We start from the raw sequence: 16,244 nt of genomic DNA on the forward strand, positions 1-16,244 counted from the left end.
TAGGATTACGCGCTGATCCTTGTCAGATAAGCCGCAGGTACTGCTGCATCATTGGAGTGACGGGTGCAGGTGCTGCGGTGGGTTGCATGCTCATGTGACCGGGAAAAGTTGCTTTGGCTGCCCGAGTTTACCAGTGGGCCGGACGGGATCGGTCAAAGTTCGCCATCAGGCCAGTTGTCGGCGATGGCGAGCGGCAGCTACCGGCCACGAACGGTCATTGGACTGCTGCCCGTAGATTGGCGACAATCTGGGCCATCAAAACTATAGGTACTTCGAAATGGCTACTTCCCTCACGGCGTTGGCGTCGCGTGGTATTCGACTCGAACTGGACACCTATGGATCAGCGGACGGCGAAGCCGATGTTCAGCAATGAAGCAGATAGACCACCTCGAGGAGATCATTCGAGATTCATTCGGTCTTTGGATCACAGGCCTCTTTGACTCAATTAGGCACTGGAATCCAACCTTTTCATTTGACGAATATAAGGCTGCGTTCTTTGATGTAGTCAGGCAATTGTTAGATGACGGTAAGATCATGTTCATCGCTCCAGGAGCAGACTGCTATACATCTCCTGCGAATCCACGTCCTCGATACACCATCTACGATCGAGATGCCCAGTGGCACGAGACGCCCGAAGAAATTATTCGCCAGCTCCGGGTTCAATGGCCGAGTCACGTGTGTGATGCAAACGATGCAGAGCTAGCTGTCTATTTCTACATGATCCCGGGCGTAATCTGGGTTGGCGAGGGCGGAAAACTATACGCCTCATAGAGAGCCAATAGACGGTTGAATGACTGCTCCCAGAAAACACGAAGGTCTGTTCCGGGTCGGGTTGAGTCAGTCGCCGTTTGTCGGAGCGGCCACCGCCCGGGTTGAATCCGCAACCAAAAACGGACCGTCGACGTTGATATCCAGATGCTCGACAATCCTTGCGCTCAGCGTTCTCGTTAGATTTGAAGTCTGACGTTCATTGTGTCGTTACAGAGGAAATATGATCTTCTTCGCGTGGTCCGCGGCGGGAGTCGCCGCCTTTGAAAAACTGAGCCGCGATCATCTCGATTACCAGTTGTGGGTGAGTGGAGGCATCCTGGCCCACGATCACGTCACAAGGCTTCGCTCAACCGGCGTGCGCGTGACTGAATTCACACATGAGGTGCGTCCCGAGCATACTGAAACGTTGGCACATGCAATCGATGTCATTCGAGAACATCACCCCGACGAACCCATTTGGGTGGAAAGCTAGGCAGTAAGCAATACCGGCGCGTTTTCTCCTCCACAACGGATCACGTCGCATCGGCTTATGCCTTTTCGATTGGAAGCGACCCGGATGAGGTTTGCGCGCGGTCTTCAGGCGCAAGTCGGCCACAAGCCGTCAATCGGCTGGGCCGCTTCTAAGTCGGTGTTCGTCTGTGCTTCCTCTCAAGCGCTGCCTTAGCGAATCTCCATCTCGATGAATACCAGCTCGCGGTCGGTAGCGTTCACGACGTTATTTTTCCCCTTCAACCCAGCGCAACGGGCAACGAGGTAAGTCGGGTATCCGCCGAAGACGATCTGCGGATCGCAACATCGAGAGACTGCCATGTGTAGACGGCACAGCTCTACGCCTCGATATCCGTTTCCGCGAGCCCCTGAACTTCTCTCGGGCGAAGAATTTTCTCAACGAGCCGAGCCGACATCTGGCGGCTCAATAGTCTCTGCAAGTTCGCAAGCAGTCGATTTCGTGCCCCCACAACCCGATAGCTCAGATTGCGATCGAGCGCCCGCAACGCATCCTGCACCACGTTCGCGACCGGCATCGGCACGCCGACGGCAGCCTCCTTTGCACCAACAACGTCGAAAAAGGCCGTTTGCGTCGCGCCAGGACATAGGGCGACGACCCGGATGCCCCGATGCCGGTTCTCGGCCCAGACGGCTTCCGAAAATGACAGGAGAAAGGCTTTCGTCGCGCCGTAGACCGCCATATACGGATCGGGCTGGAATGCCGCGGTTGACGCGACGTTGATGACCGCGCCATCGGATCGCGCTTGCATCCCCGGCAGCAGAAGATGAGTCAGCTCGACCGCGGCGATGCAGTTCACCAGAACTTCATCGCGCTGGCGCGTCAACGGAATCGTTTCAAAGCGCCCGTAAGCTGCGAAGCCCGCATTGTTGATCAGCACATCGACGAACATGCCTGTCGCCTTCAGATGACGATCGATCGTGTTGACGGCGTCGGCCGCGCTCAGGTCGACCGTCAGAAAATTGGCGTCGCACGCATGGTCGCGTCGCAGTTCCGCGGCCAGATCGCGCAGCTTGTCGTGAGAGCGTGCGACCAGCAGGAGTCTCGCGCCGCGTTCGGCCAGCGCATAGGCAAACGCGCGCCCGATACCCGACGATGCACCGGTGACGAGTGCTGTTTTTCCGCCAAAATCGAAAGATTTGCTCATGGCCTGCTGATGGAGTGGAACGGGAGTTGCACTCTAAACCGTTGACTATAGTCAACGGTCAAGCGTAAATGACGTCCCACGACATCGATTGGAGGCAGCATGCGCATCGGCGAGCTATGCAAGCGGGCGGGTGTATCACGCGACACCGTCCGTTACTACGAGCGTATGGGCCTGCTGGACAAAACAACGCAGCCTAACGCGACGAACACTTACAAGCACTATTCGGAACTTTCGTTACAGCGGATACGGCTGATCGTCCACGCGAAGGCGTTGGGCTTCACGCTGGCGGAAATTGGCGACGTTGTCCATGTATGGGAAAGTCCGACGTTCGGCGTCGAGCAAAAGGTCATGTGCCTGCAAGCAAAGCTCGCGGAACTCGACGCAAAGAGTCTCGCGTTGATCACGCTGCGAACAGGGTTGCTGAATGCGTTGGCCAAAGTTGGCGGAGAGTGTGTCGACGATGAAATTGCGTGATGACGCGCGGCCGAGCCAGTGTCATGCTGCCTCGAACAGGAACGTCGATGGCCGCTTCGATCGCGCGCGCGAGTCCGCAGACGATCAGAGCCGGTCGCCCGTGCGCCAGCGCTCCCACATTAGCGTCTTCTGACCGTCTGTATAGTCGATCCGCCACCTCTGTTTCATTGCAACACGCCCCGCTGCCATGCAGCCTCAAGTGTGTTGCATCGACGGGTTGAATCCGCAGCAGAGCACGGACACTCAAATACCGGGTTCATGCGTTCGCGCCGCGCACGGGCTCATTTTCGAAGACAAGACGACAACCAGGCCGATGGCGTGCTTCTCGCACCCCGGCGCCATGTCGCGATCGCTCTGATTCCCCACCCACTATCTCTCGCACCATGCGATGGCCTCCGGTCGTCGCAAAGCGCCCCACCTGGATCCGCCCGTTCACGTTCCCCGACTATTGCATTCCTCGCGCCGCTGATTAGGAAATGAATTTTTATTGGTTCTGCTTGCCCGGCCGCACTCGCATAGTGGTGCTGACGGCTATAGACAGCACGCAAGCTGCAACGGCCGCATTCCCGGTGTTTTTTGATCATACGAATCAACGAAAACAAGGAAGTGTCATGACGGTTGCATTGGAACAACGAACCGCCGCGCAGCAGGCGCTCGAAGACGCGCGCGCGGCAGCAGCAGCGGCCGGCACGCCCTATGCGGGCGGCGTCGCACCGGAAGCCGCATGGGCGCTGTTCTCCGCGGGCGACGCAGTGCTGGTGGACGTGCGCACCGCCGAGGAACGGAAATTCGTCGGCCATGTGCCGGAGTCGCTGCATGTGCCGTGGGCAACGGGCACGAGCCTGACGCGCAACCCGCGCTTCGTGCGCGAACTGGAAGCGAAGACCGGCAAGGCGGCCGTCGTGTTGCTGCTATGCCGCAGCGGCAACCGCTCGGCGCAGGCGGCCGAGGCCGCGACGAAGGGGGGCTTTACGCAGGTGTTCAACGTGCTCGAAGGGTTCGAGGGCGACCTCGACGAACGGCAGCATCGCGGCGGCAGCAATGGCTGGCGTTTTCGCGGCCTGCCGTGGGCGCAGGACTGATTCACGGCCGTTACAGGGAGAAAGCAGCATGGCCGCATTCGACATCGACGACATCGTTCAATCGCTGCAGACCGTGCGCCGCGCGTGGCGCGAGAAGCAGCGCCGCTCGCTCGAACCGGGCGGGCGCGACCTGCCGGCGCGCGAGGCACTCGCGCAGATCATCGGCGGGCTGAAGGGCGTGCTGTTCCCGATGCGGCTCGGGCCGCCCGACCTGCGCCAGGAGAGCGAGAATTTTCACGTGGCCCACGCGCTCGATGCGGCGTTGAATGCGCTGCTCGCACAGGTGAAGCTGGAATTGCGTTACGCGGCGCGGCAGCGCAATGCCGACGTGCTGGCCGATAACGTCGATGACGTCGCGTCGACAGCCGTGCAGGCATTTGCCGCGCGCCTGCCCGAGATTCGCCGGCTGCTCGACAGCGACGTGCTGGCCGCATTCCACGGCGATCCGGCGGCCGGCAGCGTCGACGAGGTGCTGCTGTGCTACCCGGGCATCCTCGCGATGATCCACCACCGGCTCGCACACGAGCTGTACGGGCTCGGCCTGCCGCTGCTCGCACGGATCATCGCCGAGCAGGCGCATGCGGAGACGGGCATCGACATTCATCCGGGCGCGCGCATCGGCGCGGGCTTCTTCATCGACCACGGCACGGGCGTCGTGATCGGCGAGACGGCGATCATCGGCGAGCGCGTGCGCGTGTACCAGGCCGTCACGCTCGGCGCGAAACGCTTTCCGCGCGACGCGGCCGGCCACCTGGAGAAGGGGCTGGCGCGCCATCCGATCGTCGAGGACGACGTGGTGATCTATGCGGGCGCAACGATCCTCGGCCGCGTGACGATCGGGCGCGGCGCGGTGATCGGCGGCAACGTGTGGCTCACGCAGGACGTGCCGGCCGGCGCGAACATCACGCAGGCCGTGCTGCGCAGCGAAGCGAACGCGGCGCCGCGCGCGGCGGCGCGGGTCGCATAGGAGGCCCGATGAGCGACCTCATCCATCACTTCGGCGCCAACGTGCGCAAGCTGCGCGAAGCGCGCACGTGGTCGCAGGAGCAGCTTGCCGAGCATGCGGGGCTGAACCGCTCGTATGTCGGCGAGATCGAGCGCGGCGAGGCGATCGCGTCGATCGTCACCGCCGACAAGATCGCGCGCGCGTTCGACGTGTCGATCTCGACGCTGCTGCCGGGCGTGTACGTCGCCTGAGGCCCCCGTTTCGTTTCCCTTTCGGTTGCACGCGACGTGACGGCTATAGCATGTTGAGCCGGCAGGTGCGTGCTTCCGATAATCGTCGAGCGTCATAAGCAATCCCGTTTTTCATCTAAAGAACCCGGAGCCCCACATGTCGACCGTTGCAAGCGGCACGGCCGCGCTGAGCGATCACGCCGCCCGCCAACTAGCGAACGCTACCAAGACCGTCCCCCAGCTTTCCACGATCACGCCGCGCTGGCTGACCCATCTTCTGCAATGGGTGCCGGTCGAGGCCGGCATCTATCGCCTGAACCAGGTGAAGAACCCGGAAGCCGTGCGCGCCGCGTGCACGCAGCTCGAGGACGAAAGCGTGCTGCCGCAGACCTTCGTGCCGTACGAGGAACAGCCGCGCGAGTATTTCCTGAACGCGGTGAGCACGGTGCTCGACGTGCATACGCGGATTTCCGATCTTTACAGCAGTCCTCACGACCAGATCAAGGAGCAGCTGCGCCTGACGATCGAGACGATCAAGGAACTGCAGGAAAGCCAGTTGATCAACAACCCCGACTACGGGCTGCTCGCAAACGTGACCGACGACCAGCGGATCTTCCCGCTGACGGGCGCGCCGACGCCCGACGATCTCGACGAGCTGCTGACCAAGGTGTGGAAGGAACCCGCGTTCTTCCTCACGCACCCGCTCGCGATCGCCGCGTTCGGCCGCGAGTGCACGCGGCGCGGCGTGCCGCCGCCGACGGTCAGCCTGTTCGGCTCGCAGTTCCTCACGTGGCGCGGCATTCCGCTGATCCCGTCGGACAAGGTGCCGGTCGCGGACGGCAAGACCAAGATCCTGCTGCTGCGCGTCGGCGACAAGCGGCAGGGCGTCGTCGGCCTGTATCAGCCGGGCGTCGCGGGCGAGCAGGGCCCGGGCCTGTCGGTGCGCTTCATGGGGATCAACAACCAGGCGATCGCGTCGTACCTGATCTCGCTGTATTGCTCGCTCGCGGTCCATTCGCCGGATGCGCTGGCTGTCCTCGATGATGTCGAAATCGCCAAGTTCCATGACTATCCCGACACCTACCGTTAATCCCGGCCTGGCCGGCGGCGACGCGCACGCGCTGCCGCACGCGCCGCTGCCGGCTGGCTTGCCTGACCCGGCTACGCTTGCGCGGCTCGCATCCGAGTTCTTTGCGACACCGCCCGGGCAGGCCACCGCGCCCGGGCTGTCGGCCGGCAGCGGTGCGGTTGGCGGCGTACCGTCGGCATTGCCGGCCGCTGCACCGATCCTCGCGTCGGTGAGCAACCCGGTGCCGGGCGGCTCGCCGCTCGCAGGGCCGGGCGGCGCGGGCACCGGCGTGCCCGGTCTCGCGCTCCCGCAAGGGAAAGTGCCCGGCGCGAACCTCGCGCCGTCCGCACCGACGCACGTGCTGTCGCTCGGCAACCGCGCACCCGCGCTCGCGCCGCATGCGGCCGCGCAGAACGGGTTGCCCGACAACTTCGTGTCGATCGCGCCGGCGCTGGAGCCGCGCGTCGGCGGCGCGGCGCTCGGCGTGCCGCAAGCGAATGCGCCGGCGCAGGAAGGCGCGGCGAAAGCATCGCCGTACTACTTCACCGATGGTTCGCTGCAGGGCTGGCAGGCGACGCCGCAGGACATCGTCGTGCCGTCGAACGGCCTCGCATCGCCGGAAGCGTTCGGGTTGCCCGGCGACGACGTGCTGCGCGAGCTGCTCGCGGTGCATCGCGACGTGCCGGTATCGCGTGCGTCGGGCGCCGACGTGCCGCGCTACTTCATCGACGATGCGCATGCACTCGAGCCGCAGGGGCAGTGGCATCAGGGCGCGCACCCGCCGTTCGACGTGAACGCGATCCGCCGCGATTTCCCGATCCTGCAGGAGCGCGTCAACGGCAAGCCGCTCGTGTGGTTCGACAATGCGGCGACGACGCACAAGCCGCAGGCCGTGATCGACCGGCTCGCGTATTTCTATGCGCACGAGAACTCGAACATCCACCGTGCCGCCCATGCGCTGGCCGGTCGCGCGACGGATGCCTACGAGCATGCGCGGGACACCGTGCGGCGTTTCATCGGCGCGGCGTCGCCGGATGAGATCGTGTTCGTGCGCGGCACGACCGAGGCGATCAACCTGATCGCGAAGACGTGGGGCGTGCAGCACGTCGGCGAAGGCGACGAGATCATCGTGTCGCATCTCGAACATCACGCGAACATCGTGCCGTGGCAGCAGCTTGCTGCGCAGAAGGGGGCGAAGCTGCGCGTGATTCCGGTCGACGATTCGGGGCAGGTGCTGCTCGACGAATACCGGAAGCTGCTCAACGACCGCACCAGGATCGTGTCCGTCACGCAGGTGTCGAACGCGCTCGGCACGGTCGTGCCGGTGAAGGAAATCGTCGAGCTCGCGCATCGTGCCGGCGCGAAGGCGCTCGTCGACGGCGCGCAGTCGATCTCGCACATGCGCGTGGACGTGCAGGCGCTCGATGCGGATTTCTTCGTGTTCTCCGGGCACAAGATCTACGGGCCGACCGGGATCGGCGTCGTGTACGGCAAGCGCGCGATCCTCGACGACATGCCGCCGTGGCAGGGTGGTGGCAACATGATCGCGGACGTGACGTTCGAACGTACGGTGTTCCAGCCGCCGCCGAACCGGTTCGAGGCCGGCACCGGCAACATCGCGGATGCGGTGGGGCTGGGCGCCGCGCTCGACTATGTGAGCCGGGTCGGCATCGAGAACATCGCGCGCTATGAGCACGACCTGCTTGCGTATGCAACGAGCGTGCTCGCGCCGGTGCCGGGCGTGCGGCTCGTCGGCACCGCGCGCGACAAGGCGAGCGTGCTGTCGTTCGTGCTGAAGGGTTATGAAACCGAGGAAGTCGGGCAGGCGCTGAACGAAGAGGGCATCGCGGTGCGCTCGGGGCATCACTGCGCGCAGCCGATCCTGCGGCGTTTCGGCCTGGAGGCAACCGTGCGGCCGTCGCTCGCGTTCTACAACACGTGCGACGAGGTCGATGCGCTGGTGAGCGTCGTGCGGCGTCTCGCGACGCGGCGCTGACGCCATTCGCTTGCGGCGGCCCATGCGGGTCGCCGCAAGCGTTCGATCGCTATCCCCTTCAGAACCGCACGACCTGCTTCTGCTCGACGCTGAAGCCGTCGCGCAGCACGCTCGCCGAATCCGCGAAGTAGCGGCGGGTTTCCGACAGCAGGTCGGTGTTGCCGCGGCGGCAGAACACGACCCCCGAGCCTTCTTCGGTGAGCAGTTCGTCGATCAGCGATTCGGGTTGCCCGATATCGGCGAGATGGACGTTCTGCACGCCGTGTGCGAGTGCATCGAGCGCTTCGCGCACGCAGGACGCGGCAGTAGCGGCCGGGTGCTCGGCAAGCCAGTGCTCGAGTTCCGTGATGCCGTAAAGCCCGGCGAGCTCGCCGAGTTCGCGCAGCAGCGTGCTTTCAACCATCATCACCAGCGTGACGGCGCCCGTGCGCTGCGCGAAGAGGCTGCCGAGCCGTTCGGCGCGCAGCAGGCGATCGTGGCCTGCGTCGTCCGGGGCGACCGGCATCACGACGGGCACCAGACCGTTCTCGAGAAACGCGTTCAGCGCGGTGCCGTCGAAACGTGCGACCGTGCTCGTGCCGGTGCGGTCGGCATCCACGCTCGCCACCAGCAGGCCGCCATCGTGGCCGTCGATGCCGATCGCCTTGGCGCCGTGACTGCCGATCAGGCGCACCAGCTCATGATTGACGCCTGCCATCGCCGCGTGAACGGCGTGGATCGGTTGCGTACCGGACGCGGCGGGCACACTCTGGACGACGATCGGACGAACGCCGGTGAGCGCGAGTAGCGCGACATCCTGCGCGAACGCCTGACGGGCGCGCGCATCGCTCGCGGCGCCGCCCTCGACGATGACGACGGTCTGCCCGTGCAGGGCCTGCATGAACGGCAGCGAGCGGGCCAGGCCGGCCACGCGACGCGACGTAGGGGTGGGGCTTTCAGGGTCTGGGAACATGGGAATCCGAATGGATGAAGGGAATGCCTGTCGCCGCACGGTGCGGCATCAATGCATGCGTTGCATCAGCTCGTGAATCTCGTGCGGCGTCTGCGCGTCGCGCGATGCCTGCCGGAACGGGCGCTCGCTGAAACACCGCGCCGCGTCGGCGAGCAGTTCGAGATGCGCACGGTCGTCTGCTTTCGGGAGGACGAGCACGATGAATTCGCGCACGGGCTTGCGGTCCGGTGCGTTGAAGGTGAACGGATACCGCGTGCGAACGAATAGCGCGACGGCCGAGCGAAGCCCGTCGACACGCGCATGCGGAATCGCGACGCCCTGGCCGAGGCCGGTCGAGCCGAGCTGTTCGCGCTTGACCAGTTCGGTCCTGATCCGTTCGGCGGATATGCCACTGCTGCGCTCGATATGGCGCGCGACGAGGTCGAACAACTGGATCGCGCTTTCGACCGGCACGTCGAGCAGGATGTGGTCGGGCGGGCAGGCGTCGGCCAGCCGGGTCGTGTCCGGTGCGCCGCCGCGTCGGCGGGGAAGGTCGGGGTGGCCGCCAGCGGCGGCCTGCTGCGTTTGCATGCGGATCTCTCCGTGTCGGGATGACAGGGAAATCCTAGACAAAACCGCGTAAAGAGGGTGTCAGATACGCTGGGGGGCGGCATTAAAATGGTGTATCGATTGCGTCGCGGCTCGCGCGACGCGCCCGATACGCACGCCTTCAGGTGCCCGACAGCACGAACGGCAGCGTCGTCAGCAAAAAGACCGAAATGCCGACGACCGGCGCGCCGAACGCGATCGCCGCGAACGCCACCGCGGCGCTGGTCAGCACGAGCGTTCTCGACACCCGCCGGTGCCGGTCGTGTGCAGCCGCCCTGTCATCGCGGATTGCATCGGTCCGCTCGCCGATCACGTGTTTCCAGAACGTCAGGCCAAGCATGATTGTTGCTCCTGTATGAAAGATGGCCGGAACGGGGCGCGCGATGCGCCCCGCATGCGTATCAGCAGCGCTTGAGCTTGAGCACGCGCGAGATCTGCCCGGGCGTGAAGCTGCTGTTGCGCACGTAAGGCGCGCAGTCGAGCGGCGCGGTGAGCGATTCGCTGACGACGTACTGGCCGACGAAGCGATACGCGTCTGTCGCCATGCGGATGAACACCGGAATCGCATCGCGTTGCGCGGCGAGCGTCCTGCCCGCCGCTCGCGCCGACGCGCTGCCGTCGCAGAGGATCACGTCGGGCGCGTGCGGGTTGAGGTCCGTGCGCAGGCAGGCGGCCACGACCTTGCCGTTCTTCGTCGGCAGGAATGCCTGCTTGCTGCCGCCACAGGCGGTGTGGATGAATTCGCGGGTGTACTGCTTGTCGATCTCGAACATGATCGGGCTCCGGTATCGGAAACTTCCGTTGATTAAATCAGGTATGCAAATCAATGAAACTGGATCGACAGGTCGGATGCGGGCATGCCGATCGATCGTTGCCGCGGCGGCGGATCGATGGCGCGTCGTGACGGGAATGTCCGCGCGAACACGCTTGCATCGCGCGATGCGCGGCTAGCGCATCGACGTCGTGTTCAAGCGTGCACGGGAATGACTACGGCGCGCACCGTCCGCCTGCTGGCAGGACGGTGGCTCGGGAAAAGAGAGACGCAGGCGTCCTGCCTGTCAGGCAGAAAAGCAACTCGGAGGGCGAGGACTTCGAATGCGCATGTGCGTGCTCGGTGAGGGATGGGCTGCGAACACATTCTAGTGAACGCATGCGCGGGCGCAAGTAAAAAGGTCGTAAAGGTTTCGGGGGCCATGCGGGATCGCGCCGTGTGCGACGTGCGCTGCCGGAGGTTCGCGATGCCCTGGCCGGGCTGGCGATGCGCATCAAGAGGACGCCGGCGAGTGGAAGCAAGGTGGTGAGGGTGGTCGACGCGGGATGGACGTAACGGCAGACCGGGTTTAAAAAAAACGCGTGACGACTTTCATCGCCACGCGCCGCGGGAGTCCATGAGCGCGCGCGCATGCCGGCGAACCGGCACACGCGCCGCACCGTCAGAAATCGAACCCCGGCCCGCCCGCACCCGGGCCACCTGGCGCCGCCGCCGGCGCCGCGTCCTTCGGCGCCTCGAACACGGTCGCATCGGTCGTCAGCAACAGCCCCGCAACCGACGCCGCGTTTTGCAGCGCCGTACGCGTGACCTTGGTCGGATCGAGCACACCCGATTCGACGAGGTCGCCGTATTCGCCCGTCTGCGCGTTGTACCCGAAGTTGCCCGAGCCTTCGGCGACCTTCGCGACGACGACGCTCGCTTCCTCGCCCGCGTTCGTGACAATCTGGCGCAGCGGTTCCTCGAGCGCGCGCAGCACGATCTTGATGCCCGCGTTCTGGTCGGCGTTCACGCCCTGCAAATCGCGAATCGCCTGCCGCACGCGGATCAGCGCGACGCCGCCGCCCGGCACGATCCCTTCCTCGACCGCCGCGCGGGTCGCGTGCAGCGCGTCGTCGACGCGGTCCTTCTTTTCCTTCACCTCGATCTCGGTGGCGCCCCCGACCTTGATCACTGCCACGCCGCCGGCGAGCTTCGCGACGCGTTCCTGCAGCTTTTCACGGTCGTAGTCCGACGTGGCTTCGTCGATCTGCACGCGGATCTGCTTCACGCGCGCTTCGATGTTCTTCGCATCGCCCGCGCCGTCGATCACGGTCGTGTTTTCCTTGCCGACCTCGATGCGCTTCGCCTGGCCGAGTTCGGCCAGCGTCGCTTTCTCGAGCGTGAGGCCCGTTTCCTCGGCGATGACCTGCCCGCCCGTGAGGATCGCGATGTCCTCGAGCAGCGCCTTGCGGCGGTCGCCGAAGCCCGGCGCCTTCACGGCCACCGTCTTCAGGATTCCGCGGATGTTGTTCACGACCAGCGTCGCGAGCGCTTCGCCTTCGACATCCTCCGCGATGATCAGCAGCGGCCGGCCCGACTTCGCGACCTGTTCGAGCACCGGCAGCAGGTCGCGGATGTTCGCGATTTTCTTGTCGTGCAGCAGGATGTACGGGCTTTCGATCTCGGCGATCTGCTTGTCGGGATTGTTGATGAAGTACGGCGACAGGTAGCCGCGATCGAACTGCAGCCCCTCGACCACATCGAGTTCATCCGCGAGCGACTTGCCGTCCTCGACGGTGATCACGCCTTCCTTGCCGACACGGTCGATCGCTTCCGCGATGCGCTGGCCGATCGATTCCTCGCCGTTCGCGGAGATCGTCGCGACCTGCGCGATTTCCTTGCTCGTGGTGGTCGGGCGGCTGATCTTCTTCAGCTCGTCGACGGCCGCCGCGACGGCCTTGTCGATGCCGCGCTTCAGGTCGAGCGGATTGAGCCCGGCCGCGACGTATTTCTGGCCTTCGCGGACGATCGCCTGGGCGAGCACGGTGGCCGTCGTGGTGCCGTCGCCGGCCGCGTCGCTGGTGCGCGAGGCGACTTCCTTCACGAGCTGGGCGCCGATGTTCTGGAGCTTGTCCGCGAGTTCGATTTCCTTCGCGACCGACACGCCGTCCTTCGTGACGACGGGGGCGCCGAAGCTGCGTTCGAGCACGACATTGCGGCCCTTCGGCCCGAGCGTGACCTTCACCGCGTTCGCGAGAATGTTCACGCCTTCCGTCAGCTTGGCCCGTGCGACGTCGCTGAAAATGATTTCCTTCGCTGCCATGATTGCGCTCCGTTAGTGATTGACGACCGCGACGATGTCTTCCTCGCGCAGCACGAGAAACTCGGTGCCGTCCAGCTTGACGGCCTGACCCGCGTACTTGCCGAAGAGCACGCGCTCGCCGACCTGCAGGTCGGGCACGATGCGCTGGCCGTCAGCATCCTTGCGGCCGGGGCCGACGGCGATCACTTCACCCTGATCGGGCTTTTCCGCGGCGCTGTCGGGGATCACGATGCCCGACGCGGTGGTGGTTTCCTGGTCGAGTCGCTTCACGATCACGCGGTCGTGCAAGGGGCGTAGGCTCATTTTTTCGTCCTGTGCTGATCTGTCGAAATTGGCTGGCACTCTTTAAAAGAGAGTGCTGACGAGTATAAAAATGCGCGGCGGCCCGATCCAATAACGGATTCGGAAATGCATTCGCGCCGTCGTGCAAAGCGCGTCGCTCCCGCTATTGCGACACGGCCCGCTGTGCGGCGGGCGTGCAGACCGGGCGGATCGTTCGGCGGCACATACAGCTTCAGCAACGACATGGGCTTCGCGAACAACCGGCAGTGGAGCGTCGGCGCGCAGTACGAGCAGGGCGGGTTGCTCGTCGGCGCGGTCTTGCCGAATGCAGACAACCCGGGTGCGACGTCGGGTTCGGGATTGGTCGGCGCCGATGCGAATGTCGCTTCGGCGCGGCTGCTCGGTCGTCGACTTCGAAGCAGTCGATGGTTCACGCGGGGAGCCGTCACACGTTCTGACTGGCGAAGATGGAAAAGGCGGCGGGCCGAACCGCCCGTCGCCTCGATGCGCTTACTGCGCGACGCGAATCACGACCTTGCCGAAGTGTTGCCCCGACTGCAGGTACGCATAGGCCTGCGGCGCTTCGTCGAAGCCGAACACGCGATCGACCACCGGCTTGATCTGCTTCGCGTCGACGAGCCGCACGACGTCATCGAGCATCGCGCGGCTGCCGACCATGATCCCGTGCAGTTGCCGGATCCCGCCGATCAGCGACAGCAGCCCGAGTTCGGGGCCGGCGAAACTGCTGAGGCCCCCGATCACCGACACGATGCCGCCCATCTTCGTCGCGGCGACCGAGCGCGGCAGCGTATCCTTGCCGCCGACTTCGACGACCAGATCCGCGCCCGCACCGCCGGTGAGCCGCAGGACTTCGTCCTGCCATTCGGGCGTCGCACGATAGTTGATGGTTGCGTGGGCACCGAGTGCGCGCGCGCGTTCGAGCTTCGCATCGCTCGACGACGTGACGATCGTGCGCAGCCCCGCCGCATGCGCGAGCTGCAGCGCGACGATCGACACACCGCCCGTGCCGAGCAGCACGACGGTCGCGCCGGGCCTCAAGCCGCCGTCGGCGAACAGCGCGTTCCACGCCGTGATGCCCGCGCACGACAGCGTCGCCGCCTCGTCGTAGTTCAGATGGGCGGGAATCGCGACCAGCGCGGCTTCGTCGGACACGAAGTGTTCGGCCAGCACGCCGTCGAATTGCGCGCCGGGCGAACCGGAGACTTTCCGCGGTGTGGGTGGCCCGTCGGTCCAGTGCGGGAAGTACGTGTTGATCACGCGATCGCCGGGCTTGAAGCGCGTGACGTCGCGGCCGGTTTCGATGACTTCGCCGGCGCCGTCGGCAACCGGAATCAGCGCGTCCGTGCCGATGCCGAGATAGTCGCCGCGCGCGAACATCAGGTCGCGGTAGTTCAGTCCGGCGGAGTGGATCTTCACGACGACGTCGGTCGGCCCGACCGCGCGGCGTGTCGCGTCGATGCGCCGAAGCCCGGCCACGCCGTCGCCCGGTTTCACTTGCCATGCGTGCATGTCGACTCCTTTTCGATATGTCGAGATAGAGCGGACTATCATAGTGTTGCGCACAGGGACGCATTGGCGAGAATTCGGCCGATGCGTGTCGCCCGTGCGGCAACAATCATGTGACCCAATCGGAGCGGAATGGCATGGACGAGCGGCTGAGAGGCGTGGCCGAATTTGTCGACGTGGTGGAGTCGGGCAGCTTCGCGGCGGCCGCGCTGCGGCTCGGCGTCACGCGCTCGGCCGTCGCGAAGGTCGTCGCGCGGCTCGAGCGCCGTCTCGGCACCCGGCTCCTGCAGCGCACGACACGCCAGCTCGGCCTGACGGACGAAGGGCTCGTCTATTACGAGCAGTGCCGGCGGCTGCTGGCCGAACTCGGCGAGACGGAGGCCGCGCTCGACGCGGGGCAGCGCGAGCCGGCGGGGCGGTTGCGCGTCAGCGTGCCCGTGCTGTTCGGGCGGCAATGCGTGGCGCCCGTCATGCGGCGCCTCGTGGAGCGCCATCCACGGCTCGAAATCGACGTATCGTTCAGCGATCGCGTGGCCGATCTGGTCAACGACGGCTTCGACATCGCGGTGCGTATCGGCGAACTGGCCGATACGAGCGCGCTCGTCGGCCGGAAGCTCGGCGTGCAGCGCATGGGCATCTGCGCGTCGCCTGCCTATCTCGAACGTCATGGCCGTCCGGCGGGGCCCGGCGAACTCGCGTCGCACGTCGGCATCGCGTATTCGCGCGGCGGGCAACCAACGCCGTGGCGGGTCGTCGGTGCGGACGGCGCGGTGCACGACCATCGCCCGGCCGGGCGCCTGCGCCTCGACGACCTGCAGGCAATCGCGGATGCGGCCGCCGCCGGCGCGGGCCTCGCGTGGCTGCCGTGCTGGCTGATGGCGCCTTACCTGCGCGACGGCCGCCTCGCGCTCGTGATGGACAGCAACAGCGTGTCGGGCACCGACGTGTTCGCGGTGCGGCCGGCCTCGCGCCAGGTGCCGTCGAAGGTGCGGGTCGTCATCGATGCGCTCGTCGACGAGATACCGCGCGTGCTGGCGTCCGATGATTGAGGGTGGCGCGACGTTCCCGCGAAGCATGATCGGCCGACGCGGCGCATGATCGTCGCACGCCGAGGATCCCGGCGGCCCGTCGTGGGAAACGCGCTTCGGCACCGGCGTGCATCCTGTCATCGCGAACCTCGTGCGGTACGCGGTCGGCCTTGCGCTCACCGCGCCGCTCGCCGCACGAGTTCAATTCGACGCCCGATGCGGATTGCAGTCCACTGAATACTCGGCGTGCTCGCCATTGACGTGCAGCACCAGCGTCGCGTTGCAGATGTCGTCCGAGCCGACGCTCAGCCTCAGCGTCGCGAGCGGCCGGTCCTCGCCGCCGGCGAGCCGCGACTCGCCGGAGCGCGTCAGCGTGGCCGATCCTGCTCCGCCGGTCCTGACGATGCGCAGGCTGTACGACACGTCGACCGGTGCGGCCGCCCGCACGTGCGGCACGATGTTCACGCCGCCGGCGCTGGCGGCGATGTCGAAATAGGCGTTGAGATCGTGAATGCCAACCATGATCGTCCCCTGTCGAATGAAAAAAAGGCCGAACGGGCAACCGTCCGG

General features: G+C 65.4%; 18 protein-coding genes and 1 pseudogene. 10 read left to right on the plus strand and 9 right to left on the minus strand.

What is annotated here, in order from left to right:
* Positions 1-369 precede the first annotated feature (369 nt).
* Both HWX39_RS03860 and HWX39_RS03865 read left to right on the plus strand, forming a co-directional pair.
* Complete coding sequence (locus HWX39_RS03860) at positions 370-771, plus strand: hypothetical protein (protein ID WP_175965640.1); 402 nt, start codon at positions 370-372, stop codon at positions 769-771.
* 220 nt (positions 772-991) lie between these two features.
* Entirely contained in the window at positions 992-1,243 is a 252-nt protein-coding gene (locus HWX39_RS03865; protein WP_175965641.1) for a hypothetical protein, read from the plus strand.
* Positions 1,244-1,598: 355 nt separating this feature from the next.
* On the opposite strand, the gene HWX39_RS03870 is transcribed toward HWX39_RS03865, so the two are convergent.
* Positions 1,599-2,426, minus strand: coding sequence for an SDR family oxidoreductase (locus HWX39_RS03870; protein WP_175965642.1), 828 nt, complete (start codon positions 2,424-2,426; stop codon positions 1,599-1,601).
* A gap of 99 nt (positions 2,427-2,525) precedes the next feature.
* Between HWX39_RS03870 and HWX39_RS03875 the strand changes: the two genes are divergently transcribed.
* The 6 genes from HWX39_RS03875 (at position 2,526) to HWX39_RS03900 (ending at position 8,223) form a co-directional block, all read left to right on the plus strand.
* The gene (locus tag HWX39_RS03875; RefSeq protein ID WP_175965643.1) at positions 2,526-2,900 is read left to right on the plus strand and encodes a MerR family transcriptional regulator; all 375 of its coding nucleotides are present in this window, start codon (positions 2,526-2,528) and stop codon (positions 2,898-2,900) included.
* 611 nt (positions 2,901-3,511) lie between these two features.
* Positions 3,512-3,982, plus strand: a complete 471-nt coding sequence (locus HWX39_RS03880) for a rhodanese-like domain-containing protein (RefSeq protein WP_175965644.1) — start codon at positions 3,512-3,514, stop codon at positions 3,980-3,982.
* A gap of 28 nt (positions 3,983-4,010) precedes the next feature.
* On the plus strand, positions 4,011-4,949 hold the full coding sequence (gene epsC, locus HWX39_RS03885; RefSeq protein WP_175965645.1) for a serine O-acetyltransferase EpsC: 939 nt from the start codon (positions 4,011-4,013) through the stop codon (positions 4,947-4,949).
* Between the two features lie 8 nt (positions 4,950-4,957).
* Complete coding sequence (locus tag HWX39_RS03890; RefSeq protein ID WP_175965646.1) at positions 4,958-5,179, plus strand: helix-turn-helix transcriptional regulator; 222 nt, start codon at positions 4,958-4,960, stop codon at positions 5,177-5,179.
* Between the two features lie 136 nt (positions 5,180-5,315).
* Positions 5,316-6,248, plus strand: coding sequence for a family 2A encapsulin nanocompartment shell protein (locus HWX39_RS03895; RefSeq protein WP_021156739.1), 933 nt, complete (start codon positions 5,316-5,318; stop codon positions 6,246-6,248).
* Positions 6,223-8,223 (plus strand): family 2A encapsulin nanocompartment cargo protein cysteine desulfurase, encoded by a 2,001-nt coding sequence (locus HWX39_RS03900; RefSeq protein ID WP_175965647.1) that lies wholly within the window; start codon positions 6,223-6,225, stop codon positions 8,221-8,223. Before HWX39_RS03895 ends, HWX39_RS03900 begins: the two co-directional genes overlap by 26 nt.
* Positions 8,224-8,281: 58 nt before the next feature.
* Here HWX39_RS03900 and HWX39_RS03905 read toward each other — a convergent pair whose 3' ends face one another.
* From HWX39_RS03905 to groES, 6 genes are all read right to left on the minus strand, one after another.
* Positions 8,282-9,175: an acetylglutamate kinase gene (locus HWX39_RS03905; protein WP_175965648.1), complete on the minus strand. Its 894-nt coding sequence runs from the start codon at positions 9,173-9,175 to the stop codon at positions 8,282-8,284.
* Between the two features lie 48 nt (positions 9,176-9,223).
* Positions 9,224-9,745, minus strand: a complete 522-nt coding sequence (locus HWX39_RS03910; protein WP_175965649.1) for a PTS sugar transporter subunit IIA — start codon at positions 9,743-9,745, stop codon at positions 9,224-9,226.
* A gap of 139 nt (positions 9,746-9,884) precedes the next feature.
* Positions 9,885-10,103 carry a hypothetical protein gene (locus tag HWX39_RS03915; protein ID WP_226201287.1) on the minus strand — a complete coding sequence of 73 codons (219 nt, stop codon included), beginning with the start codon at positions 10,101-10,103 and terminating at the stop codon, positions 9,885-9,887.
* Positions 10,104-10,164: 61 nt separating this feature from the next.
* A complete protein-coding gene (locus HWX39_RS03920; RefSeq protein ID WP_039354345.1) occupies positions 10,165-10,536 on the minus strand; it encodes a DUF6697 family protein in 372 nt (123 codons plus the stop codon).
* A 660-nt stretch (positions 10,537-11,196) separates the two neighbouring features.
* The gene (groL, locus tag HWX39_RS03925; protein WP_175965650.1) at positions 11,197-12,837 is read right to left on the minus strand and encodes a chaperonin GroEL; all 1,641 of its coding nucleotides are present in this window, start codon (positions 12,835-12,837) and stop codon (positions 11,197-11,199) included.
* Positions 12,838-12,849: 12 nt separating this feature from the next.
* The gene (gene groES, locus HWX39_RS03930) at positions 12,850-13,140 is read right to left on the minus strand and encodes a co-chaperone GroES (protein ID WP_175954388.1); all 291 of its coding nucleotides are present in this window, start codon (positions 13,138-13,140) and stop codon (positions 12,850-12,852) included.
* A 183-nt stretch (positions 13,141-13,323) separates the two neighbouring features.
* Here groES and HWX39_RS36075 point away from each other — a divergent pair.
* Positions 13,324-13,518: pseudogene (locus tag HWX39_RS36075) on the plus strand (porin); the annotation flags it as partial.
* 111 nt (positions 13,519-13,629) lie between these two features.
* Here HWX39_RS36075 and HWX39_RS03940 read toward each other — a convergent pair.
* On the minus strand, positions 13,630-14,649 hold the full coding sequence (locus HWX39_RS03940) for an NAD(P)-dependent alcohol dehydrogenase (protein WP_175965652.1): 1,020 nt from the start codon (positions 14,647-14,649) through the stop codon (positions 13,630-13,632).
* 134 nt (positions 14,650-14,783) lie between these two features.
* Here HWX39_RS03940 and HWX39_RS03945 point away from each other — a divergent pair, with 134 nt between their 5' ends.
* Positions 14,784-15,695 (plus strand): LysR family transcriptional regulator, encoded by a 912-nt coding sequence (locus HWX39_RS03945; RefSeq protein WP_175965653.1) that lies wholly within the window; start codon positions 14,784-14,786, stop codon positions 15,693-15,695.
* 180 nt (positions 15,696-15,875) lie between these two features.
* Here the strand turns inward: HWX39_RS03945 and csgH are convergent, their stop codons facing one another.
* Positions 15,876-16,196, minus strand: a complete 321-nt coding sequence (gene csgH, locus HWX39_RS03950) for a curli-like amyloid fiber formation chaperone CsgH (protein ID WP_175965654.1) — start codon at positions 16,194-16,196, stop codon at positions 15,876-15,878.
* Positions 16,197-16,244 lie beyond the last annotated feature (48 nt).

The sequence above is a fragment of the Burkholderia sp. BCC0322 genome (assembly GCF_902833045.1).
Taxonomy (GTDB): domain Bacteria; phylum Pseudomonadota; class Gammaproteobacteria; order Burkholderiales; family Burkholderiaceae; genus Burkholderia.

What these genes read in the sequence shown, in the direction of transcription:
- HWX39_RS03895 (WP_021156739.1), top strand. Translation starts at nt 5,316, where the DNA reads ATGTCGACCGTTGCAAGCGGCACGGCCGCGCTGAGCGATCACGCCGCC.
- HWX39_RS03860 (WP_175965640.1), top strand. Translation starts at nt 370, where the DNA reads ATGAAGCAGATAGACCACCTCGAGGAGATCATTCGAGATTCATTCGGT.
- groES (WP_175954388.1), bottom strand. Translation starts at nt 13,140, where the DNA reads ATGAGCCTACGCCCCTTGCACGACCGCGTGATCGTGAAGCGACTCGAC.
- HWX39_RS03900 (WP_175965647.1), top strand. Translation starts at nt 6,223, where the DNA reads ATGACTATCCCGACACCTACCGTTAATCCCGGCCTGGCCGGCGGCGAC.
- HWX39_RS03870 (WP_175965642.1), bottom strand. Translation starts at nt 2,426, where the DNA reads ATGAGCAAATCTTTCGATTTTGGCGGAAAAACAGCACTCGTCACCGGT.
- HWX39_RS03910 (WP_175965649.1), bottom strand. Translation starts at nt 9,745, where the DNA reads ATGCAAACGCAGCAGGCCGCCGCTGGCGGCCACCCCGACCTTCCCCGC.
- HWX39_RS03915 (WP_226201287.1), bottom strand. Translation starts at nt 10,103, where the DNA reads ATGCTTGGCCTGACGTTCTGGAAACACGTGATCGGCGAGCGGACCGAT.
- HWX39_RS03890 (WP_175965646.1), top strand. Translation starts at nt 4,958, where the DNA reads ATGAGCGACCTCATCCATCACTTCGGCGCCAACGTGCGCAAGCTGCGC.
- groL (WP_175965650.1), bottom strand. Translation starts at nt 12,837, where the DNA reads ATGGCAGCGAAGGAAATCATTTTCAGCGACGTCGCACGGGCCAAGCTG.
- HWX39_RS03920 (WP_039354345.1), bottom strand. Translation starts at nt 10,536, where the DNA reads ATGTTCGAGATCGACAAGCAGTACACCCGCGAATTCATCCACACCGCC.
- epsC (WP_175965645.1), top strand. Translation starts at nt 4,011, where the DNA reads ATGGCCGCATTCGACATCGACGACATCGTTCAATCGCTGCAGACCGTG.
- HWX39_RS03875 (WP_175965643.1), top strand. Translation starts at nt 2,526, where the DNA reads ATGCGCATCGGCGAGCTATGCAAGCGGGCGGGTGTATCACGCGACACC.
- HWX39_RS03905 (WP_175965648.1), bottom strand. Translation starts at nt 9,175, where the DNA reads ATGTTCCCAGACCCTGAAAGCCCCACCCCTACGTCGCGTCGCGTGGCC.
- HWX39_RS03940 (WP_175965652.1), bottom strand. Translation starts at nt 14,649, where the DNA reads ATGCACGCATGGCAAGTGAAACCGGGCGACGGCGTGGCCGGGCTTCGG.
- HWX39_RS03865 (WP_175965641.1), top strand. Translation starts at nt 992, where the DNA reads ATGATCTTCTTCGCGTGGTCCGCGGCGGGAGTCGCCGCCTTTGAAAAA.
- HWX39_RS03880 (WP_175965644.1), top strand. Translation starts at nt 3,512, where the DNA reads ATGACGGTTGCATTGGAACAACGAACCGCCGCGCAGCAGGCGCTCGAA.
- csgH (WP_175965654.1), bottom strand. Translation starts at nt 16,196, where the DNA reads ATGGTTGGCATTCACGATCTCAACGCCTATTTCGACATCGCCGCCAGC.
- HWX39_RS03945 (WP_175965653.1), top strand. Translation starts at nt 14,784, where the DNA reads ATGGACGAGCGGCTGAGAGGCGTGGCCGAATTTGTCGACGTGGTGGAG.